This is a genomic window from Faecalibacter macacae, assembly GCF_003687725.1.
GTDB lineage: Bacteria > Bacteroidota > Bacteroidia > Flavobacteriales > Weeksellaceae > Empedobacter > Empedobacter macacae.
On sequence record NZ_RDOJ01000019.1, the window covers coordinates 18,537 to 43,867 of the forward strand.

The 25,331-nt window shown below is 29.0% G+C and carries 20 protein-coding genes; 9 read left to right on the forward strand and 11 right to left on the reverse strand.

What is annotated here, in order from left to right:
• Positions 1-10: 10 nt before the first annotated feature.
• The 4 genes from EAH69_RS13985 to EAH69_RS11845 all read right to left on the reverse strand — a co-directional run bounded on the left by EAH69_RS13985 (position 11) and on the right by EAH69_RS11845 (position 8,695).
• Complete coding sequence (locus tag EAH69_RS13985; RefSeq protein ID WP_230466803.1) at positions 11-3,631, reverse strand: DUF6443 domain-containing protein; 3,621 nt, start codon at positions 3,629-3,631, stop codon at positions 11-13.
• Positions 3,632-3,639: 8 nt separating this feature from the next.
• Positions 3,640-6,834, reverse strand: a complete 3,195-nt coding sequence (locus tag EAH69_RS11835) for an RHS repeat domain-containing protein (protein ID WP_147439141.1) — start codon at positions 6,832-6,834, stop codon at positions 3,640-3,642.
• 3 nt (positions 6,835-6,837) lie between these two features.
• A complete protein-coding gene (locus tag EAH69_RS11840; protein ID WP_121935418.1) occupies positions 6,838-8,376 on the reverse strand; it encodes a T9SS type A sorting domain-containing protein in 1,539 nt (512 codons plus the stop codon).
• Between the two features lie 109 nt (positions 8,377-8,485).
• Positions 8,486-8,695, reverse strand: a complete 210-nt coding sequence (locus tag EAH69_RS11845; RefSeq protein ID WP_121935419.1) for a hypothetical protein — start codon at positions 8,693-8,695, stop codon at positions 8,486-8,488.
• Positions 8,696-8,888: 193 nt separating this feature from the next.
• On the opposite strand from EAH69_RS11845, the gene EAH69_RS13990 reads away from it, so the two are divergent.
• The 3 genes from EAH69_RS13990 (at position 8,889) to EAH69_RS13995 (ending at position 9,500) form a co-directional block, all read left to right on the forward strand.
• Positions 8,889-9,065, forward strand: coding sequence for a hypothetical protein (locus EAH69_RS13990; protein ID WP_230466813.1), 177 nt, complete (start codon positions 8,889-8,891; stop codon positions 9,063-9,065).
• A gap of 95 nt (positions 9,066-9,160) precedes the next feature.
• Positions 9,161-9,349, forward strand: a complete 189-nt coding sequence (locus EAH69_RS11850) for a hypothetical protein (RefSeq protein WP_230466804.1) — start codon at positions 9,161-9,163, stop codon at positions 9,347-9,349.
• A gap of 10 nt (positions 9,350-9,359) precedes the next feature.
• On the forward strand, positions 9,360-9,500 hold the full coding sequence (locus tag EAH69_RS13995) for a hypothetical protein (RefSeq protein WP_230466805.1): 141 nt from the start codon (positions 9,360-9,362) through the stop codon (positions 9,498-9,500).
• 1,336 nt (positions 9,501-10,836) lie between these two features.
• On the opposite strand, the gene EAH69_RS11860 is transcribed toward EAH69_RS13995, so the two are convergent.
• The 4 genes from EAH69_RS11860 to EAH69_RS11875 all read right to left on the reverse strand — a co-directional run bounded on the left by EAH69_RS11860 (position 10,837) and on the right by EAH69_RS11875 (position 13,942).
• Positions 10,837-11,109 (reverse strand): DUF3761 domain-containing protein, encoded by a 273-nt coding sequence (locus tag EAH69_RS11860; protein ID WP_230466806.1) that lies wholly within the window; start codon positions 11,107-11,109, stop codon positions 10,837-10,839.
• A 60-nt stretch (positions 11,110-11,169) separates the two neighbouring features.
• Positions 11,170-13,206 (reverse strand): AAA domain-containing protein, encoded by a 2,037-nt coding sequence (locus tag EAH69_RS11865; RefSeq protein ID WP_317124743.1) that lies wholly within the window; start codon positions 13,204-13,206, stop codon positions 11,170-11,172.
• Between the two features lie 103 nt (positions 13,207-13,309).
• A complete protein-coding gene (locus tag EAH69_RS11870) occupies positions 13,310-13,540 on the reverse strand; it encodes a beta propeller repeat protein (protein ID WP_121935424.1) in 231 nt (76 codons plus the stop codon).
• 87 nt (positions 13,541-13,627) lie between these two features.
• Positions 13,628-13,942 carry a hypothetical protein gene (locus EAH69_RS11875; RefSeq protein ID WP_121935425.1) on the reverse strand — a complete coding sequence of 105 codons (315 nt, stop codon included), beginning with the start codon at positions 13,940-13,942 and terminating at the stop codon, positions 13,628-13,630.
• Positions 13,943-14,089: 147 nt separating this feature from the next.
• Between EAH69_RS11875 and EAH69_RS11880 the strand changes: the two genes are divergently transcribed.
• The 6 genes from EAH69_RS11880 (at position 14,090) to EAH69_RS11905 (ending at position 20,624) form a co-directional block, all read left to right on the forward strand.
• A complete protein-coding gene (locus tag EAH69_RS11880) occupies positions 14,090-14,311 on the forward strand; it encodes a hypothetical protein (RefSeq protein ID WP_121935426.1) in 222 nt (73 codons plus the stop codon).
• Positions 14,312-14,379: 68 nt separating this feature from the next.
• Entirely contained in the window at positions 14,380-15,303 is a 924-nt protein-coding gene (locus tag EAH69_RS11885) for a helix-turn-helix transcriptional regulator (RefSeq protein ID WP_230466807.1), read from the forward strand.
• Positions 15,304-15,379: 76 nt separating this feature from the next.
• Positions 15,380-15,709, forward strand: coding sequence for a hypothetical protein (locus EAH69_RS11890; RefSeq protein ID WP_121935428.1), 330 nt, complete (start codon positions 15,380-15,382; stop codon positions 15,707-15,709).
• 15 nt (positions 15,710-15,724) lie between these two features.
• Positions 15,725-17,068: a DUF262 domain-containing protein gene (locus EAH69_RS11895; RefSeq protein ID WP_121935429.1), complete on the forward strand. Its 1,344-nt coding sequence runs from the start codon at positions 15,725-15,727 to the stop codon at positions 17,066-17,068.
• Positions 17,055-18,845, forward strand: coding sequence for a GmrSD restriction endonuclease domain-containing protein (locus tag EAH69_RS11900; RefSeq protein ID WP_121935430.1), 1,791 nt, complete (start codon positions 17,055-17,057; stop codon positions 18,843-18,845). The genes EAH69_RS11895 and EAH69_RS11900 overlap by 14 nt, the downstream gene beginning before the upstream one ends.
• 108 nt (positions 18,846-18,953) lie before the next feature.
• A complete protein-coding gene (locus EAH69_RS11905; RefSeq protein ID WP_121935431.1) occupies positions 18,954-20,624 on the forward strand; it encodes an ATP-binding protein in 1,671 nt (556 codons plus the stop codon).
• Positions 20,625-20,698: 74 nt separating this feature from the next.
• On the opposite strand, the gene EAH69_RS11910 is transcribed toward EAH69_RS11905, so the two are convergent.
• The 3 genes from EAH69_RS11910 to EAH69_RS11920 all read right to left on the reverse strand — a co-directional run bounded on the left by EAH69_RS11910 (position 20,699) and on the right by EAH69_RS11920 (position 25,328).
• Positions 20,699-21,025, reverse strand: coding sequence for a hypothetical protein (locus EAH69_RS11910; protein ID WP_121935432.1), 327 nt, complete (start codon positions 21,023-21,025; stop codon positions 20,699-20,701).
• A gap of 100 nt (positions 21,026-21,125) precedes the next feature.
• Complete coding sequence (locus EAH69_RS11915; protein ID WP_230466808.1) at positions 21,126-21,857, reverse strand: toll/interleukin-1 receptor domain-containing protein; 732 nt, start codon at positions 21,855-21,857, stop codon at positions 21,126-21,128.
• Positions 21,858-21,983: 126 nt separating this feature from the next.
• Positions 21,984-25,328: a DEAD/DEAH box helicase family protein gene (locus tag EAH69_RS11920; RefSeq protein WP_121935434.1), complete on the reverse strand. Its 3,345-nt coding sequence runs from the start codon at positions 25,326-25,328 to the stop codon at positions 21,984-21,986.
• Between the last annotated feature and the right edge of the window lie 3 nt (positions 25,329-25,331).

Here is a 25,331-nt window from a genome sequence, read left to right on the forward strand (position 1 = left end):
TTTTATTTTTTTATTTTTTGAAAGGTCTCCATATTATAGAATTAGAAAATTGTTGACTAACTCCTAACCCTGGTTTCCCTAATCCTAAACTAACACTTTTTGTACCTGTTCTAGTATTATAAGTACCATTATCTGTCATTGATTGTGAATAATTAGTATTAAGTGGCCCTAATGTAGTATTAGTATTTAAAGCTTTCCCTTGCATACCATCTATAACATCTGTCGTTGTGCCATATTTATCATGAAAGCCAACAGATCCATACAGACCAACAGAAGGACTTATACCCGAAAATCCAAAACCACCAGAATAATTAAAACCACCAGCAATTTCTCCTGGAGCAAATATTAAAGATATAGAAACATCATAATGCCCCACAATACCATTTGCACCAGCGCCAAAATTTAAAGATACAGCATCAGGATTATATGGAGAAAATCTAGAATCATAATTACCACTCATGTAAGCTCTACGGGCAAATCCTGTCATTGAAGTATCATTATCTATATTTGATATTACAGTTCCTGCCCCTGTTTTAAATTCACTGCTCATAGATGAACCTTGATTATCCATAACTGAACCATCAGCGTTTAAGGAATAGTTATAATTACCATTAGCTTCATCATTTGTTGTACTAAATATATTTCCCGCTTCCATATATTCAGAAAATCCTAAACTTTCAAAATTATCTTTAGTTATATGTTTACTGTATTCCCAATATGACGTACCATTTTTATCTATTCTATTACCCCAACCTTCAGCCTGCATCCCATCAGGATCTATAAAGAAAACAGGATTATTAAAAGCGTAGTTGTAAGGAGAATGACGTCTCATTTTTTCTGCCAGCGGGTCGATGTTAAACCAACGTCCGATAGCAGGATCGTAGTTTCGTGCGCCGTAGTCGTAAAGATTGATATCTAAGTCTGTTTGCAGTTCCTTCCCGTTGTATTTGTAATTATACGTCGCAGAACCTGTTGTGATAGGACTATTTTCAATTAAACCAAAATCACCACCTATAGCAGCTTTAGCAACAATTGATGTACGCGCACCATCTATCGGATCTGTTGGTGTAATAATTACTTGTTGTAAAGGTTGATACCCTGTGTGTTTTAAACCGAATGGGTAATAATGGGATTCATCCAGAATCTTTAATTTATTTTCTGTGTCATCCCAAGCATAAGATGTTCTTACGTTACCTAAATGATCGTTGTAGTTATACACATAACTGTAAGTTCTACTATTCTGACAAGTATCACACGTTACCACATTTACATATCCTTCGGCTGTTGGGAAGAATTGTAAATTGTTATTCACGTATTGGAAACTTCCTAAGTAATCTGTTGTTGTTACATTCGATCCATCCGTTACAATCTTACGAAGTTTAACCCCTGTTGCATCATAATCGTACTTAATCTTCTTTGTGCTATTCCAAATAACTTCTGTAGGTAAATTTAAGTAATTATAAACAATATTGGTAATTCCTTTGTTTAAATCTTTGGTTAAATTCCCATTTACATCGTAATCGTAATCTAATCCATTAGTATTGCCATCCGAAAAACCATTGGTATTGTTGGATGAATCAGTTACTCGATTTAAACGATTTGAGAGCTCCGTTAATTGATTCTCTTTATTGGCGTATTTATAGCTTAATTGATCAATTAAAATAGGTTGTGTTTCATTGCTACCATAACGAACTAATGATTGAATGTTACCATTTTTATCATAGGTTAATCCTTCATTATAGTATTTAATTTGAGTTCCTCCAGATCCTTTATAGAAAAAAGCATCTTCTAAGCGATTTAGCCCATCATATTTATAATCATAGCTTCTAACTGATTGGTTTGGCGTTTTCCAAAATGTTTGACTGATATTCCCATTGTATAAAGGTTTAGAAGTTTGAGATCTTGGACCAGGATATTTAATTTTATCATAACTTAATTTAAAACTAAATAATTGTCCTCCTTTGTTTAAATTATTGGTTTGATCTACATTATTAATATCCGTTAGCCATCCGCGTACGTTGTATTTATAGCTAATGGTTTGGTAAGGATCGTCTTTTAAATTCCCTACTTTTTTAGTCATTAGCTGCCCAATGGAATTGTATGTATTATCGGCCAGATATTCTTTTCTACCTCCATTGATTTGATGTGTATGCGTTAATACACGTCCAAATTCGTCGTAAGAAAATTCTTCTATAATTGTAACCTCTTCTGTATTTGTTTTTTGACGATGTTTTGTTATGGTTTTTGTTACTTTACCCGCAAAGTCTAATTCAGTTGAAGTCTTGGTATAGCCTTCTAAATGATTATAACTAATTGCATATACAGGACGAATTTTGATCGCATCATAAAAAGAGTAATTTATATTCCAATTATTAGTTCCTAATACACGAGCGAATGATGCTATCGGTAAACCTTTTAATTTGATGTTATTTCCTTGTACTAATAACTGTCCATCTAAGCTGTTATAATCAGGATCTAAATTATCGTAGGTGTCGTAATAATTTACAGTTAAAATTTTATCCAACTCTAATAGTGCGCCCGCATTATTCGTATATAAAAATTTAGCTTTTGCATTTCCTAAATTGGAACCAGCTGAAGTTACTCTCTCTTCAAATAATATAGTTGCATTATTATAAATACTTTGTAAACTACTTCGTTCTGATTTTGGATAAGTACCCGAATAAATTACACGCCCGAATTTATCGTATTTAGTAATGATCCAATCATTCATACTATCACGTGTTGCTACAAGACGATCTTGTTTGTCATAGACCATGTATTCCCATTCTTTCCCGGGAAGTTTTTTCTCGATTAAGCGATTCTTATGGTCATAAACATATTGATAACCTAATTCGTTTAAATGAGTAGTATAACTACCTGATTGCACCAATAAAGGAGGAAGAACGTAAGTAAGATTTCCGTAAACATCATAAATGTAATAAGTATCGTGTTTGCCTGAAGAATTCCCATCTTTTGTAGGTTCAATATCAATACGTTTTAAAATGACTTTACCTTCTTTGTCTTTAAATTCTTGTATTGGTTGCCCATTTTCGTCGATGGTAACAGTTTTGTATAAGGTACCATCTTGATATGTTCCATTTTGATTTAATGATGGTGTTAAATTATTAGATAAAGTAACCTCAAATCTTAAAACATTATCAACAGTATTATTTGTTTCGTATTTGAATTCTATAGCCTTACCACCATCAACTTTCCACGTTGCACCTGGAGCACCTTGTTTTTCAACACGATTAAGAGGAGAATTCTCGTATTGCTTTTGAGTATATAAATTGGACGTTTCAGGGTAATCAGTATAGTTAAAACTTTCTGTATAGCCTAAAGAAGGAGATAAACTACCTGGTAAAAATTCTTGATCCACGCGGCCAAATCCATCATAGGTTATCTTGGATCCAATGGCAGAAGTAGAATTGTCGTTATTCGCTTTAGTAATGGTCACTTTTTCTCTTCCTAGACCATCTAAATAGACAATAGATTGTGTTTTGTTTTCGCAATCATCTGTTTGACAAATTGTGCTAAGTACATAATTTTTAGTACGATCTTGTGCAAAATTTTCGTGTGTACAACCAAAATAAAAAGCTGCACTCAAAATTAGTGTTAATTGATTTTTCATTGCATTAGTTATTGAGGTTGTGCATAATTGTATTCGAATTTCTTTAAAACTTCGCCTTGATCATTTTTGATTTCTTGTAAGCGATTGGCTGTATCATATTTGTAATGTTCAGCAATTCCATTCGGTTGGATAATCATAGTTACTCCAACTAATGGATTGTAAATGTAACCTGTAACTAACGCATTAGGGAATGCATTGCGTAAAGCGTCAAAAGAAGTTTTAGTTAATGAATTACTATTACTCGCTGTTTTTAAATCATTTTCAAAACTTGAAACTAGATCAAAACTTGCTCCTTCAATTTTAGCAATTGGATATTGACCATTATAACCCCAAATGATTGAAACAGGAATACCATTTTCAACAGTATATTGAGTTAGATTTCCTTGAGTATCATAACTGTTGTAGGTAATTTTACGATCATCATTATTCACATCGGTACCCATAGCACCTTTTTTTGTATATACATACTGAGGTAAAATCAATTGAGTATTGTTTGTGCCTGGGTAGTAATTGAATTTAGTACGTTGCTCTGAAAGAACTGTTGTGTTGTTAGAAACTTTTGTTTCAACAGGAGTAGCAATCATATTACGTTCAACCATTTTATCCCAAATAGAATTTGTATTGGATGCTAAATCCACAGGGTATTTGTATTCTGTAGTAATTGTTTCTCCTTTGGAGTTGGTTGTAGTTTGTTTGGTTAATTGTAAATGATGTTGGCTGTCATAATTGTAATTAATTTCTGTTATGACAGGGGGTGTAGAATCTTCGAAATATTCAGTAACAGTTGATTTTGATAAATATACTTGTTCACTAGATGATTGAGAAATTAATGGTACAGACCATCCCATAGATTGATCTATATTAAAATTATAATCATATTTACCATTTAATTCATCGTATGTAAAAATATAATTATTCGATATTTCTTTTATTAGAGTATTATTCTTATAAAATAATTGAGATTTTAATAAATTTTGTCTCCATTGTGGTACATAAGGGTATATAGTTGGAATTAATGGGAGTCCTCTCAGATTGAAAATAATTTGAACAGGAGTATTTCTCTTAGGTACAAGTGAAAATTCTAATGGAGGAAAATAAGTATTGATTATTTTATGTTCTAGATTATTTTTTACATCTTTAATAATTTCTGATACTCTAGTATAAATAATGCCATTAAAATTAATTGCATTCTTAGAATATGAATTCAATCTTACATAATACCCTGCATTTTCTGTAAAATGAACACTTGAAAATAAACCTAAATCAGTATATTCACCTGTTGAAATTCCATTTTTATCATTATAATTATATAATTTTTCTAAAATTCTATCACCATTGTTGTCATAATGAGAAATTGATTTAACTCTTAGTCCATTTGCATATTTATTTTTTTTAGCTTCATTTTTAATTTTGTTTTCGATACTAACAACTATGTTTTTTCTTTGGAATTGATTTGGAGATAGATTTTCTACCACCAAAGTGTAGTTACCTGATTCTAACCATGTTAAAGAATTGTCATCTATTTCATATAAATTAATTGAAAAATTATTTCCTAATATGTATACTTTTGGGCAAGTACTATTTAATGAAATACAGTTATCATCTCCAATAAATTGTTTAATTAACCTTATATTTACTAAAGATCGTTCATTCAAAGCAAAATTTTCATGGTAAGATGTAGGAAAATTACTATTTTCATTCATCTCAGGTCCTAATACAGGTTCTGTTATAATTTTCGCAATGCTTTCATAATTATAATCTTCTTCATCTTCTAAATGCAACATTAATCCACCAACATTTGTCAATCCTATATTTAAATTCTCGAGTAATTCTCTTTTAACATCATTTGGTTCTGTATCAATTAGAATTTTACCTTTTGTAGGTAATGTAATAGATTTAAGAATTCCAAATTTCAAATTATCAGAATTAACTTTTCTATCAGAATTATTATAGATTTTATTTTGAAAAACATACGATGGTATTATAGTTGAATTATTAGCATTGTTGTAAAACCCCCATAAATCTAACTTTAGAGATAATCTTCCTGGCAAACCGGATGGGTTAAAATAATCAAATGAATAATAATCTTCTATTTTATTATTATCATACTTTATTGAAATTTTATCTAAAAATGTACGAATTGTAGTATTATTAGTATGATCGTAAGAAGTGTAATTACTCATATTGAATAAATATTTATAAACTTCTTTACTATTTTGTAAAACTGTTATATTTTCAATCTTTTTTAAGCCTGTATGATTATCATTATTTATATAAGAAAAATTAACATGGAGGTTTTCATAATGAATATTTGTAATATATGGTTTATAGATAATATTAGTTGAATATAATTTATTACTAGGATATGGATTGTATGGTTCATTTCCTTGAAACGTATGGGTTTCTATAGTTTTATATTCATCTACAAAAGATTGATAGACAGTTTTTAAATTATCATAATCAAAAGTTACAATGTTGTTATTATTAATTATTTTAGTTACATACCAACTTGTTGTATAATTACTAGAATTTATTTCTCTAGACTCTTCTAAATCTCCAAAATGATATTCAGTTCCGTTAGAATCAACAATTTTTATTGAATTAGGGAGGTCTGGATAAATTTTCAAATCTTGAAAAGGATACGTAATTATTTCATAATTTTCATCTTTAAACATGAAATAACCACTTTTTCCATTAATGTTAAAGTAAAACTTATCAGCTTGTAAATCATATTCACCTATGCCTGCACGGTTATAGATATCAACTTGAATACTAATATCATTATCAGGATGTATAGTAGGATTATTTGGGTTTACTCTAAAAGCTTTATCAGCCATGTTTGCTGTGCTATATCCAGTTTGAGGATTTAAGTAACCAAAACTAAATTCATCGGGTATGCCCCTTACTTCTCTTGAAATTTTAGGAATATTTAAAGACCAATCATGACCAAATTCATTTGAAATATCTCCAACCTTAACACCATAAGAAGAATAATTTAAGTTAAAACTAATATCGTTATTTTTTAATTGAACATTAAAAAGAGGTATACTGTATGAAATTCCACCTGTATTTAAATTAATAGGATAATCTATATTTTTTGAAAACTTTTTAAATTCGGGAGTTGTAGGGAAATTAATATTTGGTTCTTGCGCAAACAATATATTCATCATACTTAAGAAAAGTATGAAGTAAAGATTTTTCATATATTACTTTTTAATAACTTTAATAGATTCTGATTGACCATCGTATTTTACATTTACAATGTACACTCCGGATGGTAAATTAGTTAAATTAATAGGAGTAGTATGGTATTTAACTTGTTGAGATTTTATAAATTGACCATTTAAATTGAAAACTTCAATTGTAGCGTTTACAAAATCTTTATTGATGATTACGTTTGTAAAATCAGCAGTAGGATTAGGATAAGCTTCTATAAATTGACGCGATGAAGTAGTTGTTTTGTCGCCTAATTTAACAATCAAGAAGTCTTGCCCTCCATTTGTTGAAGAAAATTTATTACCACTTTGATTTGAGTCAGAATTTCCAATTAATACTAATGATCCATCGCGTGTAGTGATTGCTTTGGATAGAAAATCATAGTGTCCGCCTGAAACTATTTTGGACCAAATAACTTCTCCGTTTTTATTGTAAATTTCAGATTTGAAACTACTAACAGCATTAATGTTACCATTTTTATTTTGGTATTTTACATTGTTTCCACTGATTAAGAAGGTTGTAGAATCCAATAATGAAATATCCTTTATAACATTTGCAGTTTCTATTTTTTGTTTAAATTTTTTATTTAATATCAAATCTTGATTAATCGAAGAAACAAATATTTCTCTTTGCTCATCTTTAATTTGAGTACCTACTAGTATTATTTCATTTAAATTTTGATCAACATAAATGTTATCTAGTTGTTGTTCCTTCTCTGCATAATGATTGTATTGATCAACTAATTCTCCTTTATCATTTAATTTAGAAACTTGCCAATATTTAATCTTCTCTCTTATTATATCTGTTTCAGAATTTGAATTACCGAGAATAAAATAACTATCATTGATTTCAGTAACACCTATAATTTCTTCTATTCCATTACCTCCGAATGAATTTTCCCAAACTATTATCCCATTAGCATCTAGTTTTATGACCCAATAGTCTAATGATTCATTTGCGCTTACTGATTTTACAGAAGATTTAGGAGAATCAGAAGTACCAGCAACTAAAAAACCACCATCTGAAGTTTGCATTATTTTATTTAGGTATTCATTTCCTAAACCACCAATCGATTTTTGCCATTGGATTTCGCCTTTAGGATTTAGTTTAATAATCCAATAATCAGAATAACCAAAATTTGGCTCTGTTTTATCGCCAGATAAATCGGAATTAGAATATCCCGCTAAAAGATATCCACCATCTTTAGTTAAAATGGCAGTTGAAAGAATATCGTCTTTATTTCCTCCAAAAGAATTCTGCCATTCTTGTTTTCCGTTTTCATCCATTTTCCAGATGAAGTAATCTAAACCACCTTGGTTATTTTTTTGAATATCTCCTGATGCATTTGAAGTTGAACTTCCGATAAGTAGAAAACCATAATCGGGTGTAGCAATTGCGTCAAAAAGATATTCTCCATTTTCACCACCTATACTTTTTTCCCATAAAACATCATCAAATTTATATTTTTGATGATCTTGAGCATATATAAAAGAAGATATGGTGAAAAGAAGTAGAAATTTTCTTTTCATATTTTAGTGTTATTGCGTATAAAATTAAGTAATTACATGATAAACAATTATTTAGTTGGTAAATATTTGTATTTTTTGACGAATAATTTCTTTAATTTTAAAATTTATATTATTGATTTTCAGCATCTTGTAGATTGCGAATAATTTTCACCCCCAAATACTCTCCTAATTCTTCCCAGGTAATAACTTGATGAGGTTGTTTGTTGTAGTGCGCTTTGATTTTGTTATAGATGCGAAGTGATTGCCTATAACTTTTACCGGTGATGATTTGAATGTCCTTTGGGTAAACGCAAATCCGTTGTAGCTTCTTGTTTTGCATAATTATACATTTTCATATACTATCCATACTTCATCTATGCTGTATATATACTTCATCTATAGGTCATTTAGGGACATTAAATGATATAAACGCCATTCGGTATTTGCTGGTTTTAATAAAGTTACGGTTTTTTCTATACTTGTATTATATACCGGTAGAATATAGAATGTTGAATGATTAAAATGTTGAAGAAATGGCAAGACAAAAGGGCATTATTAAGCTATTAGGTACTGTTGGAGACATTACCTTTTACAAAGCAAAGGAAGGTTTTTTAGCACGCGAGAAAGGTGGCGTGGATAAAAGCCGAATAATGAATGATTCCTTTCAGTCACTAATTTATTCTAATCCTACTCACGTTTCATTTTCTTAACGGTATCGTTTTAAGGCCAATGCTTTTTAGTAATGTTTAATTTTAAAAATTATCGGATGAAAATAGTTGATCGAATTCAATCCCCGACGCCTAAGTTGTTTCAATTGCTCCGAAATATTGGTTTGGTATTAGCTGCAATTGGTGGAGCGCTTTTAGCCTCTCCAGTAGATTTACCAAGTTGGTTAAATGATCTTGGCGGATACTTAACTGTTGCAGGTGGAATACTAAGTTCTGTCAGTCAATTGACCGTTGTAGATGGTGTCAATACACATGATTCAGGATAGTCAATTGAAAATGGGTACACTTTGGGGTACACTATTTAGTATTGCGGGGAACTTAGGCATAAATGATTTAGTACAAACTGCGGTTTTAGCTGGTGTAGGTGCATTTGTGAGTTTCGTAGTTTCGTATATTCTTAAAAAATTAGAAAAATAAATAAAAGGCTCTTCGTTGGAAGGGCCTTTATTTATTAAATATCTTTATGTTCTTTTTTCCTTGATGAAAAAAGGAACCAAAAAAATCAAGGCTTCAATTCTCGACGGTCAATCATCATTTCGTTTCTCTAAAATGTTTAAATCACTCCTTTCAGTCGGTAAACATTTTTACGTTACTCTTAATGGATTGACGCTCGTCTGCGAATTATTATGCCGTTTTTATTTATGAAAATGATTTTCTTAACGGTATCATTTTAAGGCCTATTTTAAAATTAAAAAAAGGAAAAAAAAGAAAGCTCTACGATATAGCAGGAGCATTTTTTAAGGCAAGGTTTTACATCCAAATACGACCTGTATAGGTGGAGATTTTGATGTAAATCTTCAAGGCTTGACCTTGACTAAAAATGAAACTGATAGACCTTTGCGGTTCTTTTTGTTGGATTTTTGGAAAATCGAATTGTCTTGATTCCAGGTTTTAATTTGGAAGTGGAATTGTCTTTTTTCAATGTGGGATTTGTTAGCATTAAAAATTTCAATCGGGGAAATATGCGCAGGCGAAGAAAAGCATGCTTCTATTTTAAAAAGGTGGTGAGGATATGTAGTGGAACATCCTTCAGGATGTTTTACTACACCGAACCAATTTGTGTGGGCTAATAAGCAATCAAGCAGCACAAAAGTGAGGGGTTACGAATTGCTTGCAATGGAGTACTGAACGATGTGATGCGACTTGCTGTTTAGCGCAATCACAAATGAACCTTGTATAAAACTTTGCTTTTCTGAGCCTGTAGCTACTAATGGGGTGGCGGGGAAATGTGGAAATCTTATCGCTTATCAAGCATTTTTTGTGTAGAACGAAAGCCCTTATCAGCATTGGTTGCTTTTGTTTTTCTGCTTTGTGAAAAACAGTTCTTAGCAACGAATGCAAGGGCTGGTTTGTGGAGTTTGGTGAATGAAACGACACGTAATGAAATGGAAGTACATTATTTTCATACTGAAAATGGAATGAAGTAAAGTGGAATGAACCTAACGGAGTAAATCGTTTGTGCAAAAATGCTTGTTGCGATAATTTAAAACCTCAACAAGTGCAAAAAACGACATGAGATGTTTAGATCTTCGGACAGTTAAAGGAGCCGCTATTTTACATAATGTGATTATAGCGGGCTTGTCCCCGTTAGCCCGTCAGGTGGCTATAATGCCACGTTATGTAACTTAGCTAGGCTTCGAGTTGTGGGTTTTGAGTGATGAGTTTTGAGTTATTTTGCTGTTGTTGGCAGCTAAAAAATCCCCAACTGAATTTGAAATTGAGTTGGGGATTTATATTTTATTATTGTTCAAAATTAATTAAGCCAATATGCAACACCGCCATGATGAGAACAAGCTCCCCTACCAGTAGCTGAAGATTGAGTACCATCATTACAAATTGCTCCAGATCTATAATTAAAATTAGTTTCATTATAATCATAATTATTCCGAATAGTTTCGATATCATTCACATCATAATTATTTTTAAAATCAATAGATTTATCTATTTCATAATTTGATTCTAATACTTTATTATCTGATTTATTTGGTTCATTTTTATTTTGGAATAAAGAGGTTACAATAGCCATAAATAAACAAAATAAAAGTAGAATAATAGATGAGAATATAATCTGTAAGCACCCTTTCATTTATTCGATTTCTAAAATTTCGACTGAATTCGATGTGTTAGGAATATTTAAAACAGCACCCACTTGTTTCTCAAGTAATTGTTGGGCAATAGGTGTAGTATAATGAATACCAATAATATCATTTTTAGTTATTGCATCTTTTGGTAAAGCAACTATTTTTAAGGTTACAATTTTTTCATCTAATGCATATTTGACTGTAACAAGAGAGTTTATTTTTACCTTAGGAGTAGTATCAATTATAGTTGTTATAGATACTTCATCTTCCTCTACTATCAAATCATCAATATAATTTTTCTCTATTGATGGGATATTTAATTCAATTTCATTAGGATCAAATAAAATCTCATCACTATTATCTTCAAAAAGAATTTCTTCTTCTTGAAAATCTAATTCTTCAAGCTTTAAACGTTTTTTCTCAATTTCGTCTTTGTAAGTTTCAATAAAATCTTTTAAACGATTAAATTCAAATTCTGGATTTCTCCACCAGTCTGTACTCCATATTCTATGAAAAACAAAACCATAACCTTCTAGAATTTTTTGTCTATGAATATCGTGTAGATAAGCTTCATCGCTTGAATGGTATTTAGCACCATCGCATTCAATTGCTATTTTAGGAATACCAGCTACCTTAAAATCATACACAATATCAATTCTGAAACCTCCAAATTTATACTGTGTATACAGATTGTCTACACCAAAATATTCTGCTAAGTATTGATAAACTTCATCTTCAAATGGAGATTCTGTTTCTGCGTATAAGAAAGTAGAAGGCCCTACCTTATTTAAAGTATTTTCTTTTAAAGCTTCTAAAACATTATTTTTAAGTTCTTCATTGTTTTCACTAACTGCCTTAGCATATGCTAAATATGCCATAAAAACAGCTTTACGGTTATTTGATTTTTCTAATGCTAAGTACTGTCTAAAATTTAAAATTTTATCTTCAGGTATAGAAGTAACCACAAAACATTTATTTTTAGCACGAGTGACAATAACATTTAATAATTTGTACCCTTTTTGGAAATTTAATAATCCATATCTTTCACTTTGTCTGCCATCCTTATCTTTTCCGTATGTAGTAGAAATAATTATAATATCTCTTTCATCCCCTTGAATATTTTCTAAGTTTTTAACAAACATTCCATTCTCTAATAATTTATTTATTTTATTAGAAAATTTTACCAATTTTGGATCTTGTTGTTTTTCCAAAATAAGCTTCTTAATATAATTACGTTGCTCTATGTTAAATGTTGCAATCCCTACAGATGGATATGATCCATCTTTATTTGGATGAATGTCATTTTGTAAAATTTCTAAAACTTTAATAGCTTCCGCTTTATTAATACGATCAATAAACGCCCCATCCATATTATCATATTGAATTGCATTGTATTGATGTGACGGAGGTAATGCAATTAATTTATTGTTATAAAAAGCAGCATTCGAAAATTCTATTAAATCTGGGTGTTTCGATCTATAATGAAAATCAAGTGAGATATTTTCAAATTTTAATAAAGATGCAAAGTCTAATAATGAAACAGCATTTAATATTTGCGCTTCAAAATTATTTTTATCGTCAATAAATATATTTTCATCATCTTCTAAATCATCTTCACTATCAATTTGACCATCAAGAATTTTTGTAAAGAAACTTGAAGGTGGCATTTGATGTTCATCACCAGCAATAATTATTTGTTTACCTTTCATCATTGCTGGTAAATTATCCTCTAATCTTAACTGGCTGGCCTCATCAAAGATTATTATATCAAAATATTTATTTCTATTTCTAAATAAATTACTTGCTACTTCAGGAGTAGTTAAAATGATAGGGAAATAAGTTGTAAATAGATCAATATCCTTTTCTACAATTTTTCGTAATGGATTTCTAGAAACACCATTTGAACCTCTCTTATTATATAAATTTTTAGCTTGTAAATAAGGATTATTAGCATTATATCTTAATAAAGCTAGTTCTTGATTTTTATACCAAATCTTGTTTATTTTATCAATCTGTTTCTCTTCAATACTTTTTTTAATGATTTTACTTCAGAAGATGTTAGAGAATAATTACTAACTTATAATCCAATAATTATCAAATTAACCGCTGATAAATCTATATTATCAGCGGTTTATTAAGTTAGAATTAACTTCTTTTATTCCAAGTTCTACCTTCGTTTTTAGAATAATATAATCCTTTACTTGTTTTGGCAAGTAATTCTTTACCATTATCAATTAACTCTATAAAGTTTCCATATGAAGACCCTGAGAATCTTGTGTTCCATGTTCTCCCATCATTTTTAGAATATTCTAATTTGTTTGAGTTTGTTGAATTGATACGAATCATTTCGCCATTGTAATTAATCATTTGTGACATAATTTATAATATTTATAGTTTTTGTTAATTTGGATAGGTTAATCCATGTTTTAAATATATTTTTACGGTTTAACGTAATTGTATTATTTAATTCTCTTTTAAATAATAAAGTGATAATTCATAATCGTAATTTTCTGTAATATCATGTTCTTCAATATGCATTACAATAGAAGCTTTATTAAGCATTTCTTTTTGAATAGTATCATTCAATAATCCAATATCATCCATCGTAATTTCTTTAGATTGATCGCATCTAATTTTTAAAATAATTTTTTCTTGGAATGATTTATCATTTAAAAATGATGATATTTCATTTATTATTTGTTCAAAACCTCCTCTAAAAGTTTCTTTTAAACCATTTTCTAAAATGTGCTTTTCAATTTTATCTTCGCCTTCTTTCATGATTATTTATTTATTTATTTATTTCAAAATTAATCTGAGGTATGGACATAGTATGGTCTTGGCTTTAAATAAATTTGAAAATAATTTTTTTTTAAAAATTATGCACGTCTCAATATCTCATACATTGATATAAAAAATTTCAAAAAAATGATTGAAGAAAATATCAACAAAGTTGATGAATTAGTAGAATTGATAAAAGAATATTCATCTAAAAATCCTGAACAACGATTTACACAAATCTTATTTAATTTAAAAATAAACGAATTTAAAGCTGACGATTTTACTCAGGGTTTGAGAGATAACTACCATGATCTTGATCAAAATGTATTGAAAAGAATTCGAGAACGATTAGAATTATTGGAATCTTAATTTTAAGAATAGCTAAAAGACATTGCTTGTCTGTTAACTATTTTATGTTTGCATTAAAATTACAAAATATGGCTAAAAGAGAACAAATGTTTCGGTTGATGAACATATCCAACTTCCTAAAATCAAAACCAAAAGGAGTTAGTTTTAGAGAAGTACAGAATTATTTAGAAGAAAAATATTATCATGATGAAGACTTTGATGGTGAATTAGCTTTCAGTGAAAAAACGTTTAAGCGTGATCGAAAATTACTTAAAGAACTTTTTAAATTAGAAACGAAGTTTAATCGTTCTACTATGCTTTACCAAATTGTAGATGAAATAGAACCTAATCAAACAATTTTTGATAATTTATTATTAGTTAATGCTTATAAAAAGGCAGCTGACCAAGCGAACATCTTACTTTTTGAAAAAAGACAAGCTTCTGGATTGGAAAATCTTGATGGACTAATTCATGCGATTAAAAACACAAAAATTATTAGTTGCACTTATACGAAATATTGGGAAGGTATTCCTAATAAAAAGGTTTTAGAACCTTATGCGATGAAAGAATTTAGAAATCGTTGGTATTTGATTGCTAAAGATCGTAATGATAATGACTTTACTTTGAAAACGTATGGATTGGACAGAATTTCAAATTTAGAAATTCATTCTTCAACTTTTGTAAAGAATAATATTGTGAATGTTGAAGATATGTTTGTCAATTCGTTTGGTATTATTTCGACATTAGGACAAGAGCCAACTAAAATCACTTTATCTCTGATTCCATGGCAAGGAATGTATGTAAAATCCTTACCCATTCATCATTCTCAAAAGATTCTTGTAGACAATGAAAATGAGTTGAAACTTGAACTAAATTTAGTTCCAACTTATGATTTTTACCAAGAAATCTTAACGCATAATGAACGTTTATTATCATTAGAACCAAAAGTTGTAAGAGAGAAATTTTTAAAATTTTTGGAGGTAGGATTAAATAATCTTAAGAACCAAAAATAAAATTTTCAATTACGTAAAACCGTAAAATAAATTTTTAGAAATAAAATATTTTTGAATAATTACTAAAACCAAAATTATGAAACAAATAGAGTCGCTTTTTGATACCTATAATAAATTATATGAAGAGCTTGACAATGATAATTATGATGTTGAAGATGAAGTTTATGAGTTAGAAGATGAGGTAAGACTTTTGTTAGATGAATATAGTTTTCAGGATGAACCTATGTTTGAAAATCAAGAAACTGAATTAATTAAGCTTAGAGAACTTAATAGTTTAGTAAAAGAAATGAAACAAGAGTTTGATTTTTATAATGAAGAAGCTGAATTAGATATGATGTTTCCAAATAGACATGATGATGATTTTGATGAAGATGATATGAGTTGGCGTAATGTTTTTGGAGAATAAGTAAAGAATTTTAAAATGAATGAATCAAGAATAGCAAAACAAGAAATAAAATCACTAAAAGAAATTATTTCTAATAATAGTTTAAAAATACCTCCATATCAGCGACCTTACAAATGGGACGAAAAACACGTAACACAATTATTAGATGATATTTATGAACATATTATTATACAAGAAAAAACATATAGAATTGGCAGTGTTATTTTACATGAAGTAAATAAGAATGAATTAAATATTGTTGATGGACAACAGCGTTTAACGACTATTTCTATTCTTTTAAAAGCATTAGACAAGGAAGATTGTTTATTATTAAATCAAAAATATAAACATAAAATATCGAAAGAAAATATTGTTTACAATTATAGAGTTATTAATAATTGGAAACAAAAAATATCAAAAGAAAATATCGAATTTTTCTATAATAAATTGATTGAGAACTGTGAGTTTGTTTTATTTACGGTTTTTAATCAAGATGAAGCATTTCAATTATTCGATTCTCAAAATGCAAGAGGAAAAGAATTAGAACCTTATGATCTCTTAAAAGCATTTCATCTTAGAGAAATGAAGTATAATACTGAAGAAGAAAAATCTAATTGTGTGAAAAAATGGGAAGAATCTATCGAAAACCATACTTTGAAACCAATTTTTGATAATCATCTTTTTAAAATTAGAAAATGGGCTAAAAATGAATCTATTTATAATTTTACTAAAAAAGATATTGATGAATTTAAAGGGATTTCATTATATGAAAAGCAACAATTTCCTTATGAAGAAAGTTTGCGTACACTTGATGGGGTTATAACAAATGCTCAAAATGATTATTATCTTAAGAATCATAAAATGTCCCAAACCTATCCTTTTTCTATAACAATGCCTATTATTAATGGTAAACGATTTTTTGAGTATATAGAACATTATATAGAACTAAAAAATAACTTGATTCCGTTAGAGCAAAAAATGGAGGTGTCTGCATTTAATAAGTTTTATAAAAAGTATTGTTTATATTATCAATCTGACCGCGCTGGAGATCAGAAAGTAAGGAATTTATACGAAAATATTCTTTTACAATTTATAGATAGATTTGGTTTTGTGAGTGATTTTGAAAACTATTACATAGCATTTTATAAAGAAGTGTTTTTTATTAGATGTAACTCTAAATCTATTCGTTTAGAAACAATTTTGAATAGCCCATCAAGAAAAATTATTCAAGAAATAAATAATTCATTAGATCCTAATCAATTGAGAAACTATATTTTCAAACCAATTAAAATTAAGGAAGATTTGGATTTAGTGAATAATATTGAATTTATTAAAGAAGCCATAAACACAAATAATTTTAGAGAAAATGAATCAAAATAAAGCTATTTCGTTAAAAAATATATTATCTCAAAACCAATATGTAATTCCTATTTATCAAAGAAATTATTCATGGGGAAAGGGAGAAATATCGCAGTTGATTACAGATATTAAAGAGTATTTTTCGGGAGATAAAACAGATGAAGATAAAACAGATGGAGATAAAACTTATTATTTAGGTTCCTTAGTTTATTTTAAAAGAGATAATGGAGATTTAGAATTGATTGATGGTCAACAAAGACACACGACTTTAACACTAATAAATCTTGTTTTAATGAGTAATGATTACGGTCAAGTTAAATCAACAAATTTAAAATTCGATTCAAGAAAAAATATTCAAAATTATATAGAAAAATTATACAGTAATTTTTCTGATTTCGATAAAATATCATCACAAGGTGTAAAAAATATACAAGCAGCAATCAATATTATACAAGAAGAATTGAGTCATATTGATATGCAGAAATTTTCAACCAACTTCTATGAGAACGTGAAAGTTTTTTTGGTTGAAGTACCTCAAGATACCGATTTGAATCATTATTTTGAAATTATGAATAATCGTGGAGAGCAGTTAGAAAAACACGAAATTGTAAAATCTTTGTTAATGGGGAAAATTGATGATAATGATAATGAAACAAAACAAGTAAAACAGGAAAAGTTTGCCAAAATTTGGGACGCTTGTTCTGATATGACTGATTACGTTTGGTCTAATTTTAATTCAGATGAAAGGGAAATAATTTTTAAAGAACAGGAAAACATAATTTTTGATGAGATTAATTTTAAAACCAATTATTCAATAGATCAAGAAAAGACATTGAGTGAAATTCTTAACGATGAAAAATCTATTGACTTAAGCAGTTTATCTCAAGAAAAAAAAGAAATAAAAGCAAAATATCGTTCTATAATTGACTTTCCAAATTTTTTAATGCAAGTTCTAAAACTTGTAGATGAAAATACACCATTAGATGATAAAAAATTATTAGAATATTTTCAGCATAAAGACGAAGTCTTTTCATTAAAATTTATTAATTATTTATTGAAATACCGTATTGTTTTTGATAAATATGTCATTAAGCAAGATTTGACAGTATCAGAAGAAGATAGACAAAATTGGGGGATTAGGAAATATAATGAAACATTAGATTATAATGTTAAAACATTTTCTGAAAATGATGATGAATTAATAAAACTTCTAACAATGTTATATTATTCGAATCCATCAAATTCAAATAATAATTGGTTACATGATATTTTAAAATTTAATGATTTTTCATTGAATGGATATATTGAAAAATTATTGAGCATTGCTAAAGATAAATATGATGGAAAAAAAATAACCTACCCAGAAATTACTATTTATAATTTCTATTACATTGATTTTTTACTTTGGAAATTGTATAAAGAAGATGAATTAAATAAAGAAGATAAATTATATTCATTAAAGGAAAAAATCAATCGTAAAAAATTATGGTTTAAGGATTTTAAATTTAGCCAACTCAATTCTAAAGAGCATTTATTACCACAGTCTAAAATAAATGAGAATACGGAGGAAGCTAATTACTTAAATAACTTGGGTAATTTATGTTTGATTTCAGTTTCACAAAATTCATCAGCTAATGACCAACACCCAGAATATAAGAAGAGGCATTTTGCTAATGATAATTCATCCTTAAAACGTTTAGTGATGTTTGAAAGTTATGATAACGAAAATTGGGGAAGTACTCAAATAAAAGCTCATGAAAAAGAAATTTTACAACTATTAGAGAAATATAATAATTAATTTCTACATATAGACTCATCTTTAGATGAGTCTTTTTTTATTCTCTAATTTTTTAATAGACACATATTGTCTTTATCTAAAAATACATTTGTTACAAATAATTAGATAATGGAAAACCTTAACAAAAATCAAATCTTAGAAAATATTGGTCTTTTATATGAAAAAGCTGAAAATTGTAAATTAGAAAACTCATTTTTTGAAAGAGCAAAAGATGAAATAAATTTACTACAACGTTATTTTAAATTATCTGAAAGTCAAATATTATTCATAACTGTTATTATTGCTTTAAATTATAAAGGGAGAACTGTTGATTTGAATGATTTAATTCAATATTTTGATTGTAATCCAATGAGAATTCTTGAATTTTCAGACGATTTAGATTTTTTGCGAAAGCAGAAATTTATAAAAAAAGAGAAGTCTAGACACCGAATAAAACTTCAAGGAATTTATGATGAGTTTACAATCAATGAAGAAATTACTAATGCCATTCTTAATAATAAACCTTTTCCTAAAATTCTGGATGAGAGAAAAAATGATGTCATAGATTGTTTGGAAGAAATATACAATTTGGGAAATCGTAGAGATGAAGACGAAATTTCTACTTCTGAGTTATTTAGATATACAAGACAAATAATTAATCTTCATGTCGATTTTCCATTAATTAGAAAAGTGAAACAATTTAATTTTACTATCGATGAAAATTATCTTTTCCTGTATTTGATTTGGAAAACAATTACGGGTAAAGAATCTACACATATTGGTAGAGCATTAGAAGGAATCTATGAAAATGCTGGTAAGCGAATTGATGTAATGCAAAATTTAATAAATGCTAATCATGTATTATTAGAAAACAATTTAATTGAAATTGTGGAAGCGAAGTTTTTTAACGATACTGAAATGAAATTATCGAGTAAATCGTATCAACTTCTATTTGATTGTGGAATTAAATTAATGCACAATAAAGTAAAAAAAGATAATGTTATTGAACCATTAGAAATTGTTGCACGTGAATTGATTTTTGATCAAGATGAGATGAAGCAACTTAGTTTTTTAGAAAATTTATTAGAAGAAAGCAAGTTTAAAGAAACACAAAGTAGATTAAAGGAAAAAGGTTTACCAAAAGGAATTTCAATATTACTGCATGGATTTCCTGGTACAGGTAAAACAGAAGTAGTTAAACAATTAGCAAAATCAACAAATCGCTCAATCATGAAAGTTGATATCAGTCAATCAAAATCAATGTGGTTTGGCGAAAGTGAAAAAGTCATTAAACGTGTTTTTACATCATATAAATCGTTTTTAAATGAATGTAATCACACACCTATTTTGTTATTTAACGAAGCTGATGCGATATTTTCTACAAGAAAAGAAATTAATAGCTCTAATGTTGCCCAAACGGAAAATACAATTCAGAATATTCTTTTGGAAGAACTGGAGAATTTTGACGGAATTTTGATGGCCACTACAAATTTGGCAACGAATTTAGATACCGCATTTGAAAGAAGGTTTTTGTATAAAATATTTTTTGATCAACCAAAAGAATCAATTAAAGCTAAAATTTGGAAATCAAAATTTCCTTATTTAACGAAAGATTCCTGCAAAAAATTAGCTGCAACATTTAATTTCTCTGGAGGGCAAATTGAGAATATTTACCGTAAAAGTGAGATTAACGAAGTGCTTTATGATAAGAAATGTAATATTAACGAAATACAACAATTTTGTAATGACGAATTAATAAATTCTGAAAGTCCTAAAATTGGTTTTGGGAAAAGCAATTAGGTAAGTATTTTACAGATTTTCTAGTTAAATATAACCGCTGATAAAGCTATATTATCAGCGGTTAATAATAAGATTTATTCTTCCAACAAGTAATAAAGTGCTAATTCGAAGCCATTATTTTCGGAAAATGGTTCATCATTAATATGCATAACAATTGAAGCCTTATTATTCATTCCATCTTGAATTGTGTCACTAATTAATCCAATATCATCCATAGTAACTTCTTTCGATTCATCACATTTAATTATTAAGAGGACTTTTTCTTGAATAGAAATTCCAAGTCTATTTGTACTAAAAAAGGATGTCATTTCGTTTATTACCTGTTCCAATCCTCCAGTAAAAGTTTTCTTTAAACCATTCTGTAAAATTTCTTTTTCGATTTCATTAAAGTGCTCTTCCATATGTATTATTTATTTCTAAAATTAACTTAAGAAACAGACATACTGTGACGTTTAAAAAATCTCTATTCAAAGGGATTTTACTTAAAAAAATAATTAAAAATTACTCTTCAACACTAACAAGTTCAAACAATTTATTTGCAATATCAGTTAAAGAATCTTCTTTCGTGCTTAATCCACTTCTTGAACCAAGCAATGGGCTAACTTCACGCAGTTCATCATAAGTAGTCTCATGTACAATTGGTACTAATAAATCACGTGCTAATAAAGCAGAAAGTTCTTTATCCGCAATTCCTTCTCCTTTTATACGTTTCAAAAAAGAAGGAGTTACAAGCACAATTCCAACACGAGATTTGGCTAAACCTTTATCAATTTCTCTTAATAAAGATGATCCTAATAAAACGTCTTTTTCGCTAAACCATACTGTAATTCCTTTTTCTTCTAAAAGGTCATGTAATTGTTTTGCAGATTCTTTACGATCATCCCACGCATGACAAAGAAAAACATCTCTTAAGTCAGGTAATTCTATACGTTTTTCTACATTTTCTCGAATTGGAGTTAGTGTACGAATTTCAGAAGGAGTGTAAAGAACAATAGAAGTAGGAGATGACCATCTAGCTTTTGTTTTACCACTACTACTATTGCCTGAACTACTTCTGGTAGATCCGTATGATCTAGAATAAGACGATGAGTAATCTGAGTAGCCTCTATAACTACTGTAACCACCACAAGCAGGGCAGTTTGCTCTTGCACTTGCAGAGCGATGTCCATTAACTGGAGCTGTACATCTTGCCATAATACTATTATTAATTTCTATTGCAAGTTTACAGCTCATCAGTGCAGTCTATTTGCATAGATGTTTTTATTAAAAAATAAACCACATTTTTAAAATATTAGTTCATAAAAAAACCTCAACAGGTTTTCTGTTGAGGTTTATATTTAAAATATATGTTATCTAATTTTACGCAACACAATTATCATTTATTTCTCTGATAGTTCCTGCAATCTTAGTTGAAACTTCTTGACCAAATAAGTTAATAATACCTCCTGAATACACATCCGAAAAAGGTGGATTAAAAAGTTGATTTAAGTCCATCACTCCATTTACTGCAAAGTAATCTATAACTAAGTCCATAAACTGAATTTGCTGATTATTTAAATTGGCAAAGTTGACCAATTTAGCAAATGCATTTTTCGCTTCTAACTTATCTAATCCAACTACTGAACGTATAAACTCACCTAATGGCTTATCTCCATAAACTTCCTGAAATAATGATTTAGAACCTAGACTTCCTTTCTCAAATAAGAAGCTTTCTATATAATTTAAGTCAGCAGGAGTTATCTTAATGTTCTTTTTAATTTTATCTATGGTTAAATCATACTGATTCTCCTTGATATATCTTTCTACCTTTTCTTTGTAAGCTTCTTTATCAAATGAATGAGCTTCATAGATTTCAGGTGATTCTTTAACAGAAGTTATATTATCCTCGAAGCTTGTAGTTACTATTTTCTTCGCTTCTTCTGTTAAAAACTTTATCAAATCTCTTAGTTCAACTCTTATATGTTCTAAACCTAATACACTCATATCACTCCAATAATCCTCTTGTGTAATATGATTTAAGGTATTCAACTTTGCTTTTACTTGAGGAACTGAAGTTTGCTTCTTTAATTTATTCGATATTCCAATCACTTTCTCAGTTAAATAAACTTGTCTTCTTTCTCCATTAAGATTAGCTGTCATAAAATCTAACATCATCAAATCAAAAGATAATGCAGAAGTATCTTGACTCTTTTCAAAGACTAAAGGAGCTAAGTCATTTAATAACTCATAAGTATCAGCTTTAGACAGGTCATACCATTTCTTCTTTTCCAGGTATTTGTCTAATGTTTTTAGATAAGGTTTTACGACAAAGCTTTTACGCTTTTCATTGTTGATATTTACTACTTGTTGATGAACATAAGCTAATATTTCTTCACCTAAAGCTTTTAATTCTTCGTCTTCTTGAATTAATAAAACTTGTGCAAGATTCAGTCTTATTCTGAAAATACGTTCAGCTAAAGACATCTGTTTTACAGGTTCTATTCCTTTTGGATTTTCCTCAAAAAATTCAAAATTTTGACAAAAATCTAAGATTAAGAAATCCTTTTTATGCTCACCAAATCCAAATAGATTTTCGCATAATCGAGTTCCTCTACCGATCATTTGCCAGAATTTCACCCTACTTTTTACAGGTTTTAGAAAGACTAAATTTACAATTTCAGGCACATCAATTCCAGTATCTAGCATATCTACAGAACAAGCTATTTGAGGATTTTTGTATTTAATCTTGAAATCATTTAATAAGTCGTGTCTGTATTCTACTGTATAATCAATTACTTTTAAGAATTGATCTCCATATTCAGGATAAGTAGCATTGAACCTTTGTCTTAAAAATTCTGCATGTTTATTTTTCTTTGCAAATATGATGGTCTTCCCTAATTTATTACCACCATCTACTTTTATTCCATGCTCCATCAGATACTCTAAAATGGCATCAGCAGTATTGGTGTTATAAATCCATTGGTCTAAAGCTGTAGATTCTATTTCATCAGGAAATTCTCCTGTGATTGGGTCTGCAAATTCTTCTTCGTATTCTTTCTGTTCTTCGGGAGATAATTCACTATACTTAATTCCTTCACGTTGAAATTTTGTCTGAACAGAAAATGACTTATAAGGTACTAAATATCCATCTTTTATGGCTTTATCTAAATCATAGTTATACGTAGGATTTCCTACAGTTAATCCAAATAATTCGTAGGTATTTCTTTCAGAAAAATCGACAGGAGTTGCAGTTAAACCAATCTTTAACCCATCAAAATAATTAAAAATTGCTTTGTATTTGTTGTAAATAGAACGGTGAATTTCATCAAAAATAATCACATCAAAATGTCCAACTCCATAAGTGCGAGTATCTCCTGTTTTATCTTCGTCTATTAAATTGATTAACGTTTGATAGGTAGAAAACACAATTCTACTTCCTACATCTTCTTTTTCTTCTCGTAAATCTACAGAAGGAAGATTAGGCAAATAATCGTTTAAGTTGTTCTTGGCTTGTGTAACTAAAGCTGTTCTATCTGCTAAAAATAAAATCTTCTTTGCCCAATTGGCTTTTGATAACACATCTACCAAAGAAGCAGAAGCTCTTGTTTTTCCTGTACCTGTTGCCATTACCAATAAAGCACCTCTGTGTCTGTCTTCAAATCTTTCGGCAACAGCTTTAATAGCTTCTATCTGATAATAACGATTGGTAATATCTTCATCAATAGGCATCTCATTTAGATTACGCTTATTGGTTCTTCTTTGGATGTTAAGTTGTAACTCATCTTTGGTGTAATATCCTTGAACTTCTCTAATTGGATAAAACCAATCGTAAAAAGAAATTTCGTACCCATTTGTTAAGAAGATATTTGGTAATTGACCAAAAGTTTTTTCTAAACATTTGGCATATAATTCGGCTTGATGTCTACCTGAATTTAGATCTCTTGAAGTTCTTTTTGCTTCTACAACGGCTAAAGGCTTTCCGTTATCTCCCCAAAGGACATAATCTGCAAAACCTTCTTCTTTGTTGTTTGGCATTCCTTCTACCCTAAACTCTTTGACATTGGCTTGAGAGATATCCCAACCCATTTCCTCTAACATATAATCGATTAGAAGTTCTCTTGTTTTGGCTTCATTAGGATCGGCAGGTGGTAAGATTTGTTGTTGGGTTTCTTTTCTGTTGGCTTCTAAAGCTTCTTGTTCCTCTTTTTGTTTTTTCTCAAGTTCTGTCTTTGCATTTAATTCTTCTTGCAGTTGTTGAATCATCTTTTTTTGCTCATTCACCTGAGAAGAAAAAGATTGTGGAATTAAATCTTCTTGAAAAAGAGGTTTGCTAACAACATCTCCACTATATAAGGTCATTAAATAATAACTAACCGAATGCAAAAGTTGCAAAACATGTAAAGCTTGGTCTTCTGTTATCTTGGTTTTACCTGTATTATGCACTGCTTTATTCCCTAATTGGCGAATAGCGTGCATCATAGACAACAGTTCTGGACTTTCTATAATTTCTATAAAGGCAGGTTCTTTCATCAAAGAATTGATGGAAGTGTCATAAGGCAAACGCAAAGTAGGCTCACTCTCGTAGATAAAGTTTACCCACGTTTCTAATGTTTTCCTCAAATATAAACCTGCAATGTCTAAATTCTCGTAGATGTATTTTTCTGCTTCTTTGGCAGATGAAATAACAAATTCGAATTCAGTAGGATAATTATAAAAATTACTCATGTT

Excerpts from the sequence above, each read along its gene's own strand:
- EAH69_RS13985 (WP_230466803.1), bottom strand. The coding sequence starts at position 3,631 with ATGAAAAATCAATTAACACTAATTTTGAGTGCAGCTTTTTATTTTGGT.
- EAH69_RS11835 (WP_147439141.1), bottom strand. The coding sequence starts at position 6,834 with ATGAAAAATCTTTACTTCATACTTTTCTTAAGTATGATGAATATATTG.
- EAH69_RS11840 (WP_121935418.1), bottom strand. The coding sequence starts at position 8,376 with ATGAAAAGAAAATTTCTACTTCTTTTCACCATATCTTCTTTTATATAT.
- EAH69_RS11845 (WP_121935419.1), bottom strand. The coding sequence starts at position 8,695 with ATGCAAAACAAGAAGCTACAACGGATTTGCGTTTACCCAAAGGACATT.
- EAH69_RS13990 (WP_230466813.1), top strand. The coding sequence starts at position 8,889 with ATGGCAAGACAAAAGGGCATTATTAAGCTATTAGGTACTGTTGGAGAC.
- EAH69_RS13995 (WP_230466805.1), top strand. The coding sequence starts at position 9,360 with ATGGGTACACTTTGGGGTACACTATTTAGTATTGCGGGGAACTTAGGC.
- EAH69_RS11860 (WP_230466806.1), bottom strand. The coding sequence starts at position 11,109 with ATGGCTATTGTAACCTCTTTATTCCAAAATAAAAATGAACCAAATAAA.
- EAH69_RS11870 (WP_121935424.1), bottom strand. The coding sequence starts at position 13,540 with ATGTCACAAATGATTAATTACAATGGCGAAATGATTCGTATCAATTCA.
- EAH69_RS11875 (WP_121935425.1), bottom strand. The coding sequence starts at position 13,942 with ATGAAAGAAGGCGAAGATAAAATTGAAAAGCACATTTTAGAAAATGGT.
- EAH69_RS11880 (WP_121935426.1), top strand. The coding sequence starts at position 14,090 with ATGATTGAAGAAAATATCAACAAAGTTGATGAATTAGTAGAATTGATA.
- EAH69_RS11885 (WP_230466807.1), top strand. The coding sequence starts at position 14,380 with ATGGCTAAAAGAGAACAAATGTTTCGGTTGATGAACATATCCAACTTC.
- EAH69_RS11890 (WP_121935428.1), top strand. The coding sequence starts at position 15,380 with ATGAAACAAATAGAGTCGCTTTTTGATACCTATAATAAATTATATGAA.
- EAH69_RS11895 (WP_121935429.1), top strand. The coding sequence starts at position 15,725 with ATGAATGAATCAAGAATAGCAAAACAAGAAATAAAATCACTAAAAGAA.
- EAH69_RS11900 (WP_121935430.1), top strand. The coding sequence starts at position 17,055 with ATGAATCAAAATAAAGCTATTTCGTTAAAAAATATATTATCTCAAAAC.
- EAH69_RS11905 (WP_121935431.1), top strand. The coding sequence starts at position 18,954 with ATGGAAAACCTTAACAAAAATCAAATCTTAGAAAATATTGGTCTTTTA.
- EAH69_RS11910 (WP_121935432.1), bottom strand. The coding sequence starts at position 21,025 with ATGGAAGAGCACTTTAATGAAATCGAAAAAGAAATTTTACAGAATGGT.
- EAH69_RS11915 (WP_230466808.1), bottom strand. The coding sequence starts at position 21,857 with ATGAGCTGTAAACTTGCAATAGAAATTAATAATAGTATTATGGCAAGA.
- EAH69_RS11920 (WP_121935434.1), bottom strand. The coding sequence starts at position 25,328 with ATGAGTAATTTTTATAATTATCCTACTGAATTCGAATTTGTTATTTCA.